Genomic DNA, 14,525 nt, shown 5'->3' on the forward strand with positions numbered 1-14,525 from the left:
GGCCCATGCTGCCTGACGGCCGGGCGGCGGCGCAGGGGTGATGCGGTGGGGCGGGGCGGGTGGCGGGGCGCGGCGCGCCCGCGCCCCGGCCGGGTGGCTACTGGTCTTCGCCTGCGGCGATGGTCTCGTGGTGGCGGATGACCTCGGCGATGATGAAGTTGAGGAGCTTCTCGGCGAAGGCCGGGTCGAGTTTGGCGTTCTCGGCGAGCTGGCGCAGCCGGGCGATCTGGCTGGCCTCGCGGCCCGGGTCGGCCGGGGGGAGCTGGTGCTTGGCCTTGAGGTGGCCGACCTGCTGGGTGCATTTGAAGCGCTCGGCGAGCATGTGGACCACGGCCGCGTCGATGTTGTCGATGCTGTCGCGCAGGCGGGACAGTTCGGCGGTGACGTTCTCGTCGATCTCGTCGATGTCGCTGGTGTTCATGGTTCCCGAGAATACGTGGCGGGCGCGGGTGGTTCCCCGGTCGGCCGGTCCGTGAGACGGATGTCCCGGCCCGGTCGCCGGGGCCTTTTACTTGCCAAGTTGGAAAGTAGGCGTCAGAGTGGCAAGTGACGAGGTGTCCGGGGGACGAAGGGGGAACGGGGTCATGAGCGATTCGGCGGAAGCGGCGGGCGTACTGGGCCGGGCGGCCGCGCTGGAGCGGGCCGCGCGGGCGGGGAGCGGCTGGTACGGGCGCTACCTGGGGGTCTTCGCCGTGGGGCAGCTGGTGCTGGTGCCGATGGCACTGCTGTGGCACGGGCCGGCGGCCGCGGCGGTCTTCGCGGTGGTCAACACGGCGATGGTGACCGGGCTGAGCGTGTACGCGGCGCGGCAGCGGGTGATACGGCGCGGCTTCGGTCTGCGGCACGGGCTGGTGATCGGGGTGTGGGCGGTGGCCTTCGCGGCCGCGGTCGTGCTCGGCAGCACGGTGTTCACCGATCATGTGGGCTTCGCGGCGGTGGCGGCGCTGGTGTGCGCGCTGCCGGCCGCGCTCGGCGCCCGGTCCGAGCTGCGGGGCGCCCCGTGACGGACGAGGGGCCGCAGGCCGCGGAACCGGGCAGGCGGCACCCCCGGCACGATCTGGCGCCGCTGCTGAGCGCTCCGGTGCGGCTGTCGGTGGTGGCGGCGCTGGTTCCGCTGGACAAGGCGGAGTTCGGTTTCGTACGGGACCTGGTGGAGGTCAGCGACTCGGTGCTGTCCAAGCAGGTCGCCGCGCTGGAGGAGGCGGGCTGGGTGTCCGTCCACAAGGGCCGGGTCGGCCGCCGGCCGCGCACCTGGCTCTCCCTGACCGCCGAGGGGCGGGACGTCTACGCACGACACCTGGCCGCGCTGCGGGCCATCGCGCTGGGGTGAGGGGGCGCGGGGGCGCGGGCCGCGCGGTGACCGGAAGGGGGTGCCGGGGCGGGTGCGGCGCGGTACCGGCGGTATCGGGCGGCGTTGGGCGGGCCTGGCCGTGTCCAGGCAGGGCGGGACGGGGTCGGTGGGTGGGCCGGGGGCGGGGACGGGGACGGGGTGGGGGGTCGCCCGGGGCGGGCATGATTTATGGCGCCTGATCCGGGCTGGGTTGTGCTGGGTACCGCGCGCCAACAAATCACGTTTTAGCCCCGGACGACCCCCCACCCCGCCCCCGGCCCGGGTGCGTTCGGAGGCCGGGCGGGCTACAGGGGCAGGGTTGCCGTGACCAGCCAGCCGCCCTCGGGGGGCCGGCCGGCGGTGAGGGAGCCGCCGAGGGCCTCGGCGCGTTCGGCCATGCCGGCGAGGCCGTAGCCGCCGCCGCTGGCCTTCTCCGAGAGGCGGGCGGGGCGGCCCCCGTCGTCGGCGATCCGCACTTCCAGGCCGGCCGGGACGGTGCGCAGGCCGATGCGGACGTGGGTGGCGGTGGCGGCGTGCTTGGAGATGTTGGTGAGGGCTTCGAGGACGATCCGGTGGGCGGTGGCGGCGACGTCGCCGGGGAGCCTGAGCTCCAGGCCCTCCTCCACGTAGAGGACGACGGGCGGGCCGGTGGCGGAGAACCGTTCGGCGAGCACGCGGATGTCGGCGAGGCCGGCGACGGGGGCGCGGTCGGCGCCGGGCGCGGCGTCGTTCTCGCGGAGGATCTTGACGAGGCGGCGCATCGAGCCGAGGGCCTCGTCGCCGGCGGTCTCGATCCGGCCGAAGATCTCGGCGGCGCGTTCGGCGGAGACCTGCGTGAAGCGGGCGGCGCGGGCCTCGACGACGATGCCGGTGACGTGGTGGGCGACCAGGTCGTGGAGCTCGCGGGCGAGTTCGAGGCGCTCGGCGGTGCGTACGGCGCGCAGTTCGCGGACCCGCTGGACGGACTGCAGGCGCAGCAGGAGCGAGTACGCGCCGACGACGACGGTCAGCACGGAGAAGAGCAGCGTGAACCGGCCGGGGTCGGTGTCCCGGACGGGTACGGCCATGCAGCCGAGGCCGAGGAGGGGGCCGAGGACGGCGGCGGTGCGGGCGGGGGCGCGCAGCAGGACCTGGGAGAGCAGGACGAGGAGGGCGATGGCCTCGCCGCCGCCCCAGACGACGATGGGGTGGTTCCCGAAGATCAGGAGGAGGGTGGCGGTCCAGGTCGTGCCGGCGGCGAACCAGGCGCGGGCGAGGAGCGGGACGCGGGGCCAGGGCGCGGCGCTGAGGCAGACGAGGATCCCGGAGATCCAGACGGTGGCGTGCGGGAGGCTGGGCTGGCGGGCCAGGACGACGCCCTCGAAGGTGACGAGGGCGAGGAGGACCAGGGACAGCAGGAGCCGGATCCAGTCGGCGGCGTGCGGGTGTCTGCGGGCCCATGTCGCGAGGGGGCTCACCGTCCGCCCCTGATCCCGGCCGGGGGCCGGGCCGCGCCTGGTGCGGCGGTACGGGGGTCCGTGCGGGAGGTGGGGTCCGGGAGGGCGGCTGCGCCGGGGCTTTTCGGGGCTCCGCCCCGGACCCCGCGCCTCAAACGCCGGCGAGGCTGGATTCGCAGGGTCATGGGGTCGGGGTGGCCAGGCCGCTTTCCCAGGCCCAGGCGGCGATTTCTACGCGGTTGCGGGCGTCCAGCTTGGCCTGGACGTTGGCCAGGTGGGTCTTGACCGTGGACAGGGAGACGAACAGCTCGCCGGCGATCTCGGCGTTGGTCAGCCCGCGCGCGAGGCACCGTACGACCTCCCGCTCGCGTTCCGTGAGGGGTTCGGCGGGGCGGCGGGCGGCCTGGGCCGCCGGGATGCGCGGGGCCATGTCGCGCAGCAGCCGGACGGTGATGGCGGGTGAGACGAGGGCGTCGCCGACGGCCGCCGCCCGGACGGCTTCCACCAGCATGGCCGGGCTCGCGTCCTTCAGGAGGAAGCCGGAGGCTCCGCCGTGGAGCGCCGCGTGGACGTACTCGTCGAGGTCGAAGGTGGTGACGATGACGATGCGCGGCTTGTCCTGGCCGGCGAGGCGGCGGGTGACTTCGAGGCCGTCGAGCCGGGGCATGCGGATGTCGAGGAGGAGGACGTCCGGCTGGTGCTCGGCGACGGCGGCGAGGGCGGCTTCGCCGTCGACCACGTCGGCGACGACCTCTATGTCGGGCCGGCTTTCGAGGATCATCCGGAAGCCGGTTCTGACCATTTCCTGGTCGTCGGCGATGACCACTCTGATCGTCATGCGCTGCCTGCCCCACTGTCGCCCGCTGCCGCTGCCGGATTCTTCCCATGGGACCTGCGCGTGCGCGGGCCCGCAACCGCGCGGCGGGCTGTCGGGAGGGTGCCGCGGGGCGGGGACGGCGCTGTTCCGGCCTCGCCACAGCATGGTCGACGTTACGGACATTCGGGGCACTGCGCCTCGTCCTTCCGGCCCGTTGCGGGAGGGCCGGAAGGACGAGGGGGTGGGGCGGAAGCGGCTAGAGGCCGGCCGCGGCGTTGCGGATGTCGTTGGCGAAGGTGGAGACCTCGGTGTAGACGCCCGGGTATCCGGCGCGCGCGCAGCCCTCGCCCCAGCTGACGATGCCGACCTGGATCCAGGCGTTCGCGCTGTCGCGGCGGAACATCGGGCCGCCGGAGTCGCCCTGGCAGGTGTCGGTGCCGCCCTGGCTGTAGCCGGCGCAGATCTCCTCGCCGGGGACGAGGTCGCTGCCGTAGGAGCTCTGGCAGGAGGCGTCGGAGACGAAGGGGACGGTGGCCTTCATCAGGTAGCGCTGCTGGCCGCCGCCCTCGCGGGTGGCGCCCCAGCCGGCGACGGTGAAGGTGCCGTTGTCGTAGGCCTTGGTGTCGGCGATCTTGAGGGTGGGCAGGTTGATCGGCTTGGCGAGCTTGATCAGGGCCCAGTCCTTGCCCTTGCCGTTGTAGCCGGGGGCCTGGAGGACCTTGGTGGACTTGACCTTGACGGCGCTGGAGCTGTTGAGGTCGACGACTCCGGCGGTGGCGGTGATGGAGGTGTTGTTGCCGGAGCCGTTCACGCAGTGGGCGGCGGTGAGGACGATCTGCTGGGTGTAGAGGGCGCCTCCGCAGCCCATGGAGAGCCGGACCATGAAGGGGAACTCGCCCTGCGCGGCGCGGGTTCCGCCGACGACGGGGGCCGGGGAGGCGCCGGCGCTGGAGGGCTGGAGGCTGACGGCCGCGAGGGCGACGGCGCCGACGGCGAGGGTGCGCTTGAGGATTCGCGTCAGGTTGGCCACGGTCAACACACTGCCTTTCGTGGGGGGTTGGGCTGTGCGTGCTGCCATCGGGTGAATGACACGTCCATGACACATGCGGGTCCGGCGGGCGACAAGAACGTGTTTTCGGACAACTTCCGGCCCCGGGGCCCCCGCACCGCACAAGGGCGGGCGCAGCGGCAATTCCCCCGGAGGGAATGGTGGGAGGGAGGGGCCCGGCGGAGGATCGGTCACGTCAGCTTCCGCCGGACCTTCGATCGGAGACGTCCCGTGCCAACCTCCCAGGTCACCCTCCAGGTCACCGCCCCCGCCGCCCTCCAGGTCACCGCCCCCGCCGCCCTCCGCCACCGCGGGACGGCGTGATGCGCAGCTACCACCTGCGCCCCGGCGCGGGCATCGACGGGCTGTCGCTGCGCGAGCACGACGTACCGGAGCCGGGGCCGGGGCAGGTGCTGCTGCGGGTGCGGGCGGCGGCGCTCAGCCTGCGGGAGCTGCTGGTGCTGGACGGTACGTACCCGCTGCCGGTGCGGCCGGACGTGGTCCCCGGGTGCGCCGGGGTCGGGGAGGTCGTCGCGGTCGGTCCGGGCGTCACCCGGGTCACGGCCGGCGACCGGGTCGCGGCGAGCGTGTTCCCCGACTGGCTCGACGGGCCGTTCTCCCTGGACAACGCCGCCCAGCTGGGCAGTTCCCTCGACGGTGTGCTCACCGAGTACGCGCTGGCCGGGGAGCGGGGGCTGGTCCCGCTGCCCGGGCACCTGTCGTTCGAGGAGGCGGCGGCCCTGCCGCTGACCGGCGTCACGGCGTGGAACGCGGTGACCGGCGGGCGCCCGCCGTCGGCCGGTGAGACCGTACTGACCCTCGGGTCGGGCGGGGTGTCCCTGTTCGCCGTCCGGTTCGCGGCCCTGGCGGGCGCGCGGGTCATCGCCACCACCAGGACGCCCGGGAAGGCGGAGCGGCTGCGGGCGCTCGGCGCGCACGAGGTGGTCGTCACCGGCGACGACCCCGACTGGGGTGCGCAGGTGCGCCGCCGCACCGGCGGGCGGGGTGTGGACCGGGTCGTGGACGTCGTGGGGAACCTGCCGCAGTCACTGGCGGCGGTCGCGCCCGGCGGTGAGATCGCCTTCGTCGGGCATTCGCTGGGCGCGGCCGCGCCGAGTGCGGCGGCGCTGTTCGGCGCGGGCGCGGTGCTGCGGCCCCTCGCGGTGGGCAGCCGGGCCCAGTTCGAGGCGATGAACCGGGCCGTGGAGGGTGCGGGGCTGCGGCCCCCGGTGCACCGGGTGTTCCCCTTCGAGGAGGTTCCGCAGGCGCTGCGGTACTACCGTGCGGGCGGTTTCGTCGGGAACGTCGTCGTCGCGCAGCCCTAGGCCGTCTCGGAAGAGACGGCCCGAGCGTCCCGCCCGCCGGGGGTCACCGGGATGCCGTGTCCTGCCAGGGGCGGTGGCCCGGGCCGGCCGGGTGGGTGCCGGTGACACCCATGACCAGGGAGTAGAGGCTGGTCTCGGCGGCGATGAAGAGGCGGTTGCGCTTGGCGCCGCCCCAGGAGATGTTGGCGACCGCCTCGGGGACGTCGAGCCGCCCGATCAGGGTGCCGTCGGGGTCGTAGCAGTGCACGCCGTCGTTCATCGCGGCGGCCCACAGCCGGCCGCCGTCGTCGAAGCGGAGGTTGTCGAAGCGGGCCCGGGGGCGGGCGGCCGCGTCGGCGAAGACCTTGCCGTCGGAGAGGGTGCCGTCGTCGCGCACGTCGAAGACCCGGATGACTCCGGCGCGGGTGTCGGAGACGAAGAGCCGGCTCTCGTCGGGCGAGAAGACCAGCCCGTTCGGCGCTTCAAAGCAGTCGGCGGCCAGGCTCACTTCGCCGGTGCCGGGGTCGATGCGGTAGACGTGGTTGGCGCCGATCTCGCTCTCGGCCCGGTAGCCCTCGTAGTCGCTGGTGATGCCGAAGTCCGGGTCGGAGAACCAGATCGAGCCGTCGGACCGGACGGTCGCGTCGTTCGGGCTGTTCAGGCGCTTGCCCTGCCAGCGGTCGGCCAGCACGGTGACGGTGCCGTCGTGTTCGGTGCGGGTCACGCGGCGGTTGCCCTGTTCGCAGCTGATGAGCCGGCCCTCGCGGTCGAGGGTGTTGCCGTTGGTGTGTCCGGCGGTGCGGCGGAAGACGCTGACGGCGCCGGTCTCCTCGTCCCAGCGCAGCATCCGGTCGTTGGGGATGTCGCTCCAGATCAGCTGCCGCCAGGCGGGCAGGTAGATCGGGCCCTCGGCCCAGCGGCAGCCGGTGTACAGGACCTCCAGCGCGTCGTCGCCGTTCATGCACCGTCCGGTGCGGAACCGGTCGTCGAACAGCTCGTACAGCGCGGGGCGCTCGCTGGTCATGGGCCCTTCCCTTCCTCTGCACATCACACGCCAGACCGAATGCCATCTGGCTCACACCGAAGATTGCAGGATGATCTACAGCCAGTGCAAGGAGAATCCGAATGGAGAGGTGTGGATCACGCGGATGTGGAGACCGCTTCACCGGACGGACACGAAATGTTCGCTACCGGCCAGTAGAAATGAGCCACGGCACTCCCGGAGTCTGATCGCGTACATGCCAAGCGTGACCGAGGAGCGTCCCCCCCATGCGCAGCACCCGCCGCACCCGCACCACCCGTACCGCCGCCGCCACCGTAGCGGCGGCCGCCGCCGTCATGGCCCTGCTGCCCGCGGGCGCCGCCGCGGCCGCCCCCGTCGCCCCGGCCGCGTCCGCGCCGGCCGTCTCCGCCTCGGCGCCCGGCGGCAACGCCGTGTTCCTCGGCATCGACTACGCGACGTGGCAGCGCGACGTGGCCGACGTCGTCGACGCGGTCCGCCCCGCCATCGAGCAGCGGATCGCCGCCTCCCCCGCCGGTGAGAAGCCCGCGATCGTCCTCGACATCGACAACACCTCGCTGGAGACGGACTTCCACTGGTTCTGGACCTCCCCGACACCCGCGATCGCCAAGGTCCGTGAGCTGACCCGGTACGCGCACGACCGCGGGGTGGCGATCTTCTTCGTCACCGCCCGCCCCGGCATCGTGTACTCCCTCACCGAGCGCAACCTCAAGGCGGTCGGATACCCGGTCTCCGGCCTCTACGTCCGTGACCTGCCCGACCTGTTCGGCCAGGTCAGCGCCTACAAGACGGGCAAGCGCGCCGAGATCGAGGCCCGCGGCTACACGATCATCGCCAACATCGGCAACAACGAGGGCGACCTCGTCGGCGGGCACGCCGAGCGCACCGTCAAGCTCCCCGACTACGGCGGCAAGCTCTCCTGACCCGGCGCCCCTCCAGGGCCGCCGCACCCGCAGCCCGGTTGCGGCGGCCCGCCGTCCCTCAGCCCCCGCACCCGCCGCAGCTGTCCTCGCCCCGCCAGCCTGCGCCGTGGCGGTCGGCCCAGGCGGTGGTTGCGCCGTCGCCGTCATCGGGCGAGTCGCTGACGGCTATGAGCACGCCGGCGAGCAGCATGGGCGCGAGGGCGATGGCGGCCATCCACCAGCCGAGCCCCTCCTGGACGCCCCGGAGGTCCGGATCAAACAGGATCCAGCCCAGCACCCCCCACACCACGAAGCACAGCACCGAACTGATCGTGGCCCAGCGTCCGTCCCGGATCACGCTCTACCCCCTTCACCGACGTGTCCGGCATATGTTCCCGGCGCGCGACGGCGGAACACGCGGCTCCGTCAGGGGCGGCCGCGCTCGCCCGCGATGGCGTTGACCGCCGCCCAGCTGAAGGCCATCGCGGGGCCGATGGTGGCGCCCGGACCGGGATAGGTCTCCCCCATCACCGCCGCCGAGCAGTTGCCGGAGGCGTAGAGGCCCTCGATCGGTGAGGAGTCCTCGCGCAGCACCCGGCCGTCCCCGTCGGTGACGAGGCCGCCCTTGGTGCCGATGTCCCCGGGGTGCACGGGGACCGCGTAGAAGGGACCCTTGTCGAGCGGCGCGAGGTTCGGGTTGGGCAGTGTCGGGTCGCCGTAGTAGCGGTCGTAGACGCTCTCCCCCCGCCCGAAGTCCTCGTCGACGCCCCGCTCGGCGAAGGCGTTGAAGCGGCGGACCGCTGCGGGCAGGCCGGGCGCGGAGATCTCCCGGGCCAGTTCCTCCAGGGTGGCGGCCTGCTTCAGGAAGCCGCTCTCGCGCCAGGACTTGGGGAAGGGCTGCCCCGGGAAGAGGCCCGCGAAGAGGTAGCGGGCCTTGGAACGGGCATCGAGGACCAGCCAGGACGGTACGGTCCGCGCCTCGGGCCGGTCGGCGGCGTACATCCGGTCCACGAACGCGTGGTACGGCAGCGCCTCGTTGGCGTAGCGCTCCCCCGCCTCGTTGACGATGACCATGCCGGGGATGCCCCGGTCGGCGACGAGGAAGAAGGGCTTCTGGCCCGGCGGGCACACCGAGGGGGCGCCCCACACCTTGTCCAGCAGGTCGGTGGCGGCCCCCAGTTCCTCGCCCAGGCGCAGGGCGTCGCCGGTCTGCCCCTCGGAGGCGTGGGTCCAGGCGGTGGAGGTCGGGGCGGGCAGGTGCTTCTCGCGCAGCGCCTGGTCGTGCGAGAAGCCGCCCGAGGCCAGCACCACACCGCCCCGGGCCGCCACGCTCACCTCGCGGCCCGCGCGGGTCACGCGTACGCCGCTCACCCGGCCGGAGGCGTCCGTGACCAGGCCGGTCAGCGGGGCCGACAGCCACAGGTCCCCGCCGAGCCGGTCCAGGGAGAGCCGCATCCGGGCGACGAGGGCCTCGCCGAGGGAGAGCAGCCTGCGCCCGGTGGCCAGCGCCCCGAGCGCCCGCAGGCCCACCTTCACGCAGGTGCGGCGGCCCGCCCAGGTCCGGCCGGCCATGTTCAGGAAGCGGAAGTCGTACGAGGTCATGGTCAGCCCGTACGTGGGCAGGCCCGCCCGGCGCATTCCGCGGCCCAGCTCCCCCAGCAGCTTCAGGTCCACGATGCACGGTTCGACGGAGCGCCCCTGGCCCATGCCGCCCTGCGCCTCGGGGAAGTAGTCCGGGTAGCCCGGGGTGTACATGAAGCGGACCTCGGTGCGGTCGTGGAACTCCCGCACCATGCGCGGTCCGTGGGCGAGGTAGGCCTCCTTGCGGGTGTCCGGGACCCGGTCGCCGACGGTGGCGTCGAGGTAGGCGCGCGCCTTGTCGTGGGTGTCGGCGAGCCCGGCCCGGTCGAGGTGGAGGTTGCCGGGGACCCAGATGGCGCCGCCGGACAGGGCGGTGGAGCCGCCGTACCGGTCGGTCTTCTCTACGACGAGGGCGGTGAGGCCGCGCAGCCGGGCGGTGACCGCGGCGGCCAGTCCGGCCGCGCCGGAGCCGACCACCACCACGTCGTACTCGGCGTCGTACTCGTACGGGTCGGTCATCCGAAGGCTCCGGTGGCGTAGTCGCTGCGGAAGTACAGCAGGGGCGATCCGCCGTCGCGGGCGGCGAGTTCGAGGACCCGGGCGGTGACCAGGTAGTGGTCGCCGGCCTCGTGGACGGTGTCGAGGGCGCAGTCGACGGTGGCGAGGGCGCCGCGGACGCGGACGGCCCCGTGCGCGGAGCGCTCCCAGTCGACGCCGGCGAACTTGTCCTCGCCCTTGCGTCCGAGGGCCTCGCACACCTGCCGCTGTTCCTCGGCGAGGATGCTGACCCCGAAGCGGCCGGCGGCGCGCACCTTGGGCCAGCTGGAGGAGCCCTTGCCGACGCAGAGCAGGACCAGCGGCGGGTCCAGGGACAGGGAGGCGAAGGACTGGCAGGCGAGTCCCGCCGGGCGGCCGTCGTCCCCGAGGGCGGCGACGACGGTGATGCCGGAGGCGAAGGCGCCGAGGACCTCGCGGAAGCGCGCCGGGTCGAGCGGGGGTTCGGTCAGCCGTTCCACTGGTGGCCCCAGAAGCTGTCGGCGGTGATCTCCTTCGCGGTCCAGGTGGCGGGGTCGACGACGAGGCCGTCCCAGCCGTACTCGACCTGGAAGCCGCCGGGGGCCTGGGCGTAGAAGGAGACCATGTGGTCGTTGGAGTGCCGGCCGAGGGTGGAGGCGATGGGGATGCCCGCCCGGTTCATCCGGTCGAGGCAGTAGCCGACGTCGTCGAGGCTCTCCAGTTCGACCATGAAGTGGACGATGCCGGGCGGCAGGGCGCCGGGGTAGAGGCCGAGGCTGTGGTGGCGGCGGTTGGGGCTGAGGAAGTGCATCCGGTGGAAGTCCTTGCCGGGGGCTCCGGTGGGGACGGCGACCGGGGGCAGCTTCATCGAGTCGCGCAGCTGGAAGCCGAGGAGGTTCTCGTAGAAGTCGAGGGTGGCCTCGGTTTCGGGGGCGGGCAGGACCACGTGGCCGAGGCCGAGGTCGCCGGTGACGAAGCGGTTGCCGTAGGGGGCGGCGAGGGGGGTGTGGTCCTGGGCCTGGCCCCAGTAGATCTCCAGGGGGTTGCCGCTGGGGTCCTCGCAGTGGATCAGGTCCTGGACGCGGCGGTCGGCGAGGGTGGCGGCGTCGGCCTGCTTGACGGGCAGGCCCGCGGCCTCGAGTGCGGCGGCGGCCTCGGCGAGGGCGCGGGCGTTCGCCACTTCGAAGCCGGCGGCGAGCAGCCGGTCCTGGGTTCCGGCGACGAACTGGAAGCGGTGGATGCGGTCGTCGATGCGGACGTTCAGCAGCTCGTCCGTGGAGCCCTGGGCCTCGGTCATGCCCAGGACGTCGAGGACGTAGGTGCGCCAGGCGGGGAGGTCGGCGGTCTCGATGCGGAGGTAGCCGAGTGCGCGGATGTCCATGGGATGGGGCTCCCTACGGGGTGAGCTGTGCTTGTTGAAAGAAGGCGGTGGCGAGGCGGTTGAACTCGGCGGCGGCCTCTGTCTGGGCCCAGTGGCCGCAGTTCGGGAAGACGTGGAGGCGGGCGTCGGGGATGGCTTTGAGGGCGAGGAAGGCTCCGTCGACGGGGTTGACCCGGTCCTCGCGGCCCCAGGTCAGCAGGACGGGGCAGCTGATGCGGTGGGCCTCGCGCCAGAGCATGGTGTCCTCGGGCCACCTGGCGAAGGAGGCCGCCATCCGGGCGGCCCCGAGGCGGGCCTCGGGGTCGGTGGCCTGGGCGTAGCGCTCCTCGACGAGGGCGTCGGTGACGACGGCCGGGTCGTGGGCGAGGGTGGTCAGGAAGGTACGCATCTGCGCGCGGGTGGGCTCGGGGGCGGAGCTGAACTCGAAGAGCCGCTTGATGCCCTCGGTGGGGTCGGCGGAGAAGAGGTTCAGGGAGATTCCGCCGGGGCCCATGAGGAGCAGCCGGTCGACGCGGCCGGGATGGTCGAGGGCGATGCGGGTGGCGGTGCCGCCGCCGAGGGAGTTGCCGACGAAGTGGGCGCGTCCGATGCCGAGTCCGTCCATCAGGGCGATGGTGGCCAGGGCGCTGAAGCTGAAGTAGTCGCGGTCGGGTTCGGGTTTGTCGGAGCGGCCGTAGCAGGGCTGGTCGAGCAGCAGGGTGCGGAAGCGCGTGGCGAAGTGGGGGAGGTTGCCGCCGAAGTTGGACCAGCCGGAGGCGCCGGGGCCGCCGCCGTGCAGCATGATCACGACGGGGCCGTCGGCCGGGCCGGCCTCGTGGTAATGGAGGTTCAGGGCGCCGGCCTTGACGGTGCGCGAGGTGCTCTCGTACGTGAGCATCAGAGCATCGTGTCCTGGATGTCGAGGCCGAGGGCTCCCTGCCCGAAGAGGACGAGTGCCCGTTCGGGGTCGTTGGCGGCGTGGCCGCGGCCGGTGTGCACGTCGCGCCAGGCCCGCTGGACGAGGCCGGCGCCGGTGCGCATGGCGCTGCCGCCGGCGTTCTCCATCAGCAGGTCGACGGCGGCGACGCAGCGTTCGGTGGCGAGGACCTGGTCGCGGCGGGCGCGGGTGCGCAGGGCGGTCGGCAGGGGTTCGCCGCGTTCGGCGAGGGCGTACAGGTCGGCGATGTTGCGCCGCAGCTGGAGCCAGGAGGCGTCGATGTCGCTGGCGGCGCGGGCGATGCGGACCTGGGCGAAGGGGTCCTCGGCGACCTGCTGGCCGTAGGAGATCCGGAAGCGCTCGCGGGTCGCGGCGACGTAGCCCTCGTAGGCGCCCTCGGCGATGCCGACGACGGGGGTGGAGATGGTGGTGGTGAAGACGGAGGCGTACGGGAGCCGGTAGACGGGCTCGGGGTTGACGGCGTGGCCGGGGACCTGGAGGGCGGTGACCGGGCCGAAGCTGAGGGCGCGGTGGTCGGGGACGAAGACCGGGTCGACGACGATGTCGTTGGAGCCGGAGCCGCGCAGGCCGACGGTGTCCCAGACGTCGTCGATGCGGTACTGGGAGCGGGGGATCAGGAAGGTCCGCATGTCGACGGGCCGGCCCTCGGCGTCGGTGACGAGTCCGCCGAGCAGGGCCCAGTCGGCGTGGTCGCAGCCGGAGGAGAAGTGCCAGCGGCCGCTGAGGGTGAAGCCTCCGTCGACGGGGGTGACCTTGCCGGTGGGGGCGTACGAGGAGCAGATGCGGGTGTCGCGGTCGGCGCCCCAGACCTCCTCCTGGGCGCGGGGGTCGTAGAGGGCCACGTGCCAGGGGTGGACGCCGACGACGGAGGAGACCCAGCCGGTGGAGCCGCAGGCCTTGGCTATCTCCTTGACGGCGGCGTAGAAGACGGCGGGGTCCGCGGCGCGTCCGCCGTAGGCGCGGGGCTGGAGGAGGCGGAAGAAGCCGGTGTCCGTCAGTTCCTTGACGCTCGCTTCGGGGACCTTGCGCTGGGCCTCCGCCTCGGCGGCGCGTTCGCGCAGGGCCGGGGCGAGGGCGCGGACTGCGTCGAGGACGTCTTCGTCGCTCATGGTGTCCCTTTCGGGGGGTGTCGGCTTCGGGGTGCGGTGAACGTACGCCCGGGGGTCCGGGGCGAGGAATGCGGCGTTCCCGCTGAGTGGGAACGCGGTCGGCGGGGTCGTTCCGGTCCGGCCGGAGGTCTCCATCCGACTATCAGGAGTATTACTGAATGAAATACATGCTTCCGGGTGCTTCCCTGCGCCCGGGGGCGCGTGGCAGGGTCGCCCCAACGCCTCACGCAGGGGGTTCCTCGTGCTCGACCAGGTCATGGAGACCGAGCCGGCGCCGCTGTCGCTGTTGGAGAAGGCCGCGAAAGTACTGGGTGCCTTCGAAGGCGCGGAGCCACGGCTCTCGCTCACCGAAGTGGTGCGCCGCTCCGGCATCCCGCGCTCCTCCGCCCACCGGATCCTCGACCAGCTCGTGCAGTTGCGCTGGCTGGACCGGGAGGGCCGGGACTACCGCATGGGCATGCGGATGCTGGAGCTCGGCGCGCTCGCCTCCCACCACAACCGGCTGCGCCGCGCCGCCCTGCCGCTGCTGCACGCCCTGCACGAGCAGACGGGCCAGCTGGTGCACCTCTCCGTGCTGGACGGGGCCGAGGTGGTCTGCCTGGAGCGGATCGGCGGCTCGGAGGCCACCACCGTGCCCTCCCGGGTCGGCGGCCGGATGCCCGCGTACTCCACGGCGAGCGGCAAGGCGATCCTCGCGTTCAGCGACCCGGACACCGTCGAGCGGGTCCTCGCGCAGGGGCTGCGCCCGCGCACGCCCCGGACCCTGGTCCGGCCGCTCGCGCTGCGCTCGGAGCTGGCCGCGACCCGCGAGCGCGGGATCGCCCACGACCGCGAGGAGAGCTTCCGCGGCATCTGCTGCGTCGCCGCGCCGCTGCGGGGCGCCGGGCGGGCGATCGCCGCGGTGTCGGTGTCGTCCTGCCGGGGCGAACGGGAACTGGCGCGCCTCGCGCCCGCCGTACTGGCCTGCGCGCGGGCGGTGTGGCGGGAGCTGTACGGGCCGGGGCGGGCGGGGCGGGCGGCGGGCGCGCCGCCGCAGGACCAGGAGCCGGCGGTGTCCGCGCGGGCGATGGACAACATGATGGGCTGGTTGCGGTTCAGCGAGTGGATGTAGCGGGTAGTCATCTGCCATCGCACGAGTGGGGC

General features: G+C 73.4%; 16 protein-coding genes. 5 read left to right on the plus strand and 11 right to left on the minus strand.

Features of this window, described 5'->3' with window-relative positions; translation table 11 throughout:
• Positions 1-97: 97 nt before the first annotated feature.
• Positions 98-421, minus strand: a complete 324-nt coding sequence (locus OOK31_RS22700; protein ID WP_267089135.1) for a chorismate mutase — start codon at positions 419-421, stop codon at positions 98-100.
• Between the two features lie 163 nt (positions 422-584).
• Here OOK31_RS22700 and OOK31_RS22705 point away from each other — a divergent pair, with 163 nt between their 5' ends.
• Complete coding sequence (locus OOK31_RS22705; RefSeq protein WP_267089136.1) at positions 585-1,004, plus strand: hypothetical protein; 420 nt, start codon at positions 585-587, stop codon at positions 1,002-1,004.
• Positions 1,001-1,330, plus strand: coding sequence for a transcriptional regulator (locus OOK31_RS22710; protein ID WP_267089137.1), 330 nt, complete (start codon positions 1,001-1,003; stop codon positions 1,328-1,330). The genes OOK31_RS22705 and OOK31_RS22710 overlap by 4 nt, the downstream gene beginning before the upstream one ends.
• A gap of 305 nt (positions 1,331-1,635) precedes the next feature.
• On the opposite strand, the gene OOK31_RS22715 is transcribed toward OOK31_RS22710, so the two are convergent.
• The 3 genes from OOK31_RS22715 to OOK31_RS22725 all read right to left on the minus strand — a co-directional run bounded on the left by OOK31_RS22715 (position 1,636) and on the right by OOK31_RS22725 (position 4,661).
• Entirely contained in the window at positions 1,636-2,787 is a 1,152-nt protein-coding gene (locus OOK31_RS22715; protein WP_267089138.1) for a sensor histidine kinase, read from the minus strand.
• A 160-nt stretch (positions 2,788-2,947) separates the two neighbouring features.
• A complete protein-coding gene (locus tag OOK31_RS22720; RefSeq protein WP_267089139.1) occupies positions 2,948-3,604 on the minus strand; it encodes a response regulator transcription factor in 657 nt (218 codons plus the stop codon).
• Between the two features lie 235 nt (positions 3,605-3,839).
• A complete protein-coding gene (locus OOK31_RS22725; RefSeq protein WP_267089140.1) occupies positions 3,840-4,661 on the minus strand; it encodes a serine protease in 822 nt (273 codons plus the stop codon).
• Positions 4,662-4,954: 293 nt separating this feature from the next.
• Between OOK31_RS22725 and OOK31_RS22730 the strand changes: the two genes are divergently transcribed.
• Positions 4,955-5,956 carry an NAD(P)-dependent alcohol dehydrogenase gene (locus tag OOK31_RS22730; RefSeq protein ID WP_267089141.1) on the plus strand — a complete coding sequence of 334 codons (1,002 nt, stop codon included), beginning with the start codon at positions 4,955-4,957 and terminating at the stop codon, positions 5,954-5,956.
• A gap of 43 nt (positions 5,957-5,999) precedes the next feature.
• Here OOK31_RS22730 and OOK31_RS22735 read toward each other — a convergent pair whose 3' ends face one another.
• Complete coding sequence (locus tag OOK31_RS22735; protein WP_267089142.1) at positions 6,000-6,959, minus strand: SMP-30/gluconolactonase/LRE family protein; 960 nt, start codon at positions 6,957-6,959, stop codon at positions 6,000-6,002.
• Between the two features lie 245 nt (positions 6,960-7,204).
• Between OOK31_RS22735 and OOK31_RS22740 the strand changes: the two genes are divergently transcribed.
• Positions 7,205-7,879, plus strand: a complete 675-nt coding sequence (locus OOK31_RS22740) for an HAD family acid phosphatase (RefSeq protein WP_267089143.1) — start codon at positions 7,205-7,207, stop codon at positions 7,877-7,879.
• Between the two features lie 58 nt (positions 7,880-7,937).
• Here the strand turns inward: OOK31_RS22740 and OOK31_RS22745 are convergent, their stop codons facing one another.
• The 6 genes from OOK31_RS22745 to hsaA form a co-directional block, all read right to left on the minus strand.
• Positions 7,938-8,216, minus strand: a complete 279-nt coding sequence (locus tag OOK31_RS22745) for a hypothetical protein (protein ID WP_267089144.1) — start codon at positions 8,214-8,216, stop codon at positions 7,938-7,940.
• Positions 8,217-8,284: 68 nt separating this feature from the next.
• Complete coding sequence (locus tag OOK31_RS22750) at positions 8,285-9,958, minus strand: FAD-dependent oxidoreductase (protein WP_267089145.1); 1,674 nt, start codon at positions 9,956-9,958, stop codon at positions 8,285-8,287.
• Positions 9,955-10,455, minus strand: coding sequence for a flavin reductase family protein (locus tag OOK31_RS22755; RefSeq protein ID WP_267089146.1), 501 nt, complete (start codon positions 10,453-10,455; stop codon positions 9,955-9,957). The genes OOK31_RS22750 and OOK31_RS22755 overlap by 4 nt, the downstream gene beginning before the upstream one ends.
• The gene (locus OOK31_RS22760; RefSeq protein ID WP_267089147.1) at positions 10,443-11,336 is read right to left on the minus strand and encodes a VOC family protein; all 894 of its coding nucleotides are present in this window, start codon (positions 11,334-11,336) and stop codon (positions 10,443-10,445) included. Before OOK31_RS22760 ends, OOK31_RS22755 begins: the two co-directional genes overlap by 13 nt.
• A 13-nt stretch (positions 11,337-11,349) precedes the next feature.
• Complete coding sequence (hsaD, locus tag OOK31_RS22765) at positions 11,350-12,213, minus strand: 4,5:9,10-diseco-3-hydroxy-5,9,17-trioxoandrosta-1(10),2-diene-4-oate hydrolase (protein WP_267089148.1); 864 nt, start codon at positions 12,211-12,213, stop codon at positions 11,350-11,352.
• Complete coding sequence (gene hsaA / locus OOK31_RS22770) at positions 12,213-13,382, minus strand: 3-hydroxy-9,10-secoandrosta-1,3,5(10)-triene-9,17-dione monooxygenase oxygenase subunit (protein WP_267089149.1); 1,170 nt, start codon at positions 13,380-13,382, stop codon at positions 12,213-12,215. The genes hsaD and hsaA overlap by 1 nt, the downstream gene beginning before the upstream one ends.
• Positions 13,383-13,623: 241 nt before the next feature.
• On the opposite strand from hsaA, the gene OOK31_RS22775 reads away from it, so the two are divergent.
• Positions 13,624-14,493 carry an IclR family transcriptional regulator gene (locus tag OOK31_RS22775; RefSeq protein WP_267089150.1) on the plus strand — a complete coding sequence of 290 codons (870 nt, stop codon included), beginning with the start codon at positions 13,624-13,626 and terminating at the stop codon, positions 14,491-14,493.
• The last annotated feature ends 32 nt before the right edge of the window (positions 14,494-14,525 follow it).

The sequence above is a fragment of the Streptomyces sp. NBC_00249 genome (assembly GCF_026342355.1).
In the GTDB taxonomy this organism is placed as follows: Bacteria; Actinomycetota; Actinomycetes; order Streptomycetales; family Streptomycetaceae; genus Streptomyces.

Excerpts from the sequence above, each read along its gene's own strand:
- OOK31_RS22700 (WP_267089135.1), bottom strand. The coding sequence starts at position 421 with ATGAACACCAGCGACATCGACGAGATCGACGAGAACGTCACCGCCGAA.
- OOK31_RS22705 (WP_267089136.1), top strand. The coding sequence starts at position 585 with ATGAGCGATTCGGCGGAAGCGGCGGGCGTACTGGGCCGGGCGGCCGCG.
- OOK31_RS22720 (WP_267089139.1), bottom strand. The coding sequence starts at position 3,604 with ATGACGATCAGAGTGGTCATCGCCGACGACCAGGAAATGGTCAGAACC.
- OOK31_RS22725 (WP_267089140.1), bottom strand. The coding sequence starts at position 4,661 with ATGGCAGCACGCACAGCCCAACCCCCCACGAAAGGCAGTGTGTTGACC.
- OOK31_RS22730 (WP_267089141.1), top strand. The coding sequence starts at position 4,955 with ATGCGCAGCTACCACCTGCGCCCCGGCGCGGGCATCGACGGGCTGTCG.
- OOK31_RS22735 (WP_267089142.1), bottom strand. The coding sequence starts at position 6,959 with ATGACCAGCGAGCGCCCCGCGCTGTACGAGCTGTTCGACGACCGGTTC.
- OOK31_RS22740 (WP_267089143.1), top strand. The coding sequence starts at position 7,205 with ATGCGCAGCACCCGCCGCACCCGCACCACCCGTACCGCCGCCGCCACC.
- OOK31_RS22750 (WP_267089145.1), bottom strand. The coding sequence starts at position 9,958 with ATGACCGACCCGTACGAGTACGACGCCGAGTACGACGTGGTGGTGGTC.
- OOK31_RS22760 (WP_267089147.1), bottom strand. The coding sequence starts at position 11,336 with ATGGACATCCGCGCACTCGGCTACCTCCGCATCGAGACCGCCGACCTC.
- hsaD (WP_267089148.1), bottom strand. The coding sequence starts at position 12,213 with ATGCTCACGTACGAGAGCACCTCGCGCACCGTCAAGGCCGGCGCCCTG.
- hsaA (WP_267089149.1), bottom strand. The coding sequence starts at position 13,382 with ATGAGCGACGAAGACGTCCTCGACGCAGTCCGCGCCCTCGCCCCGGCC.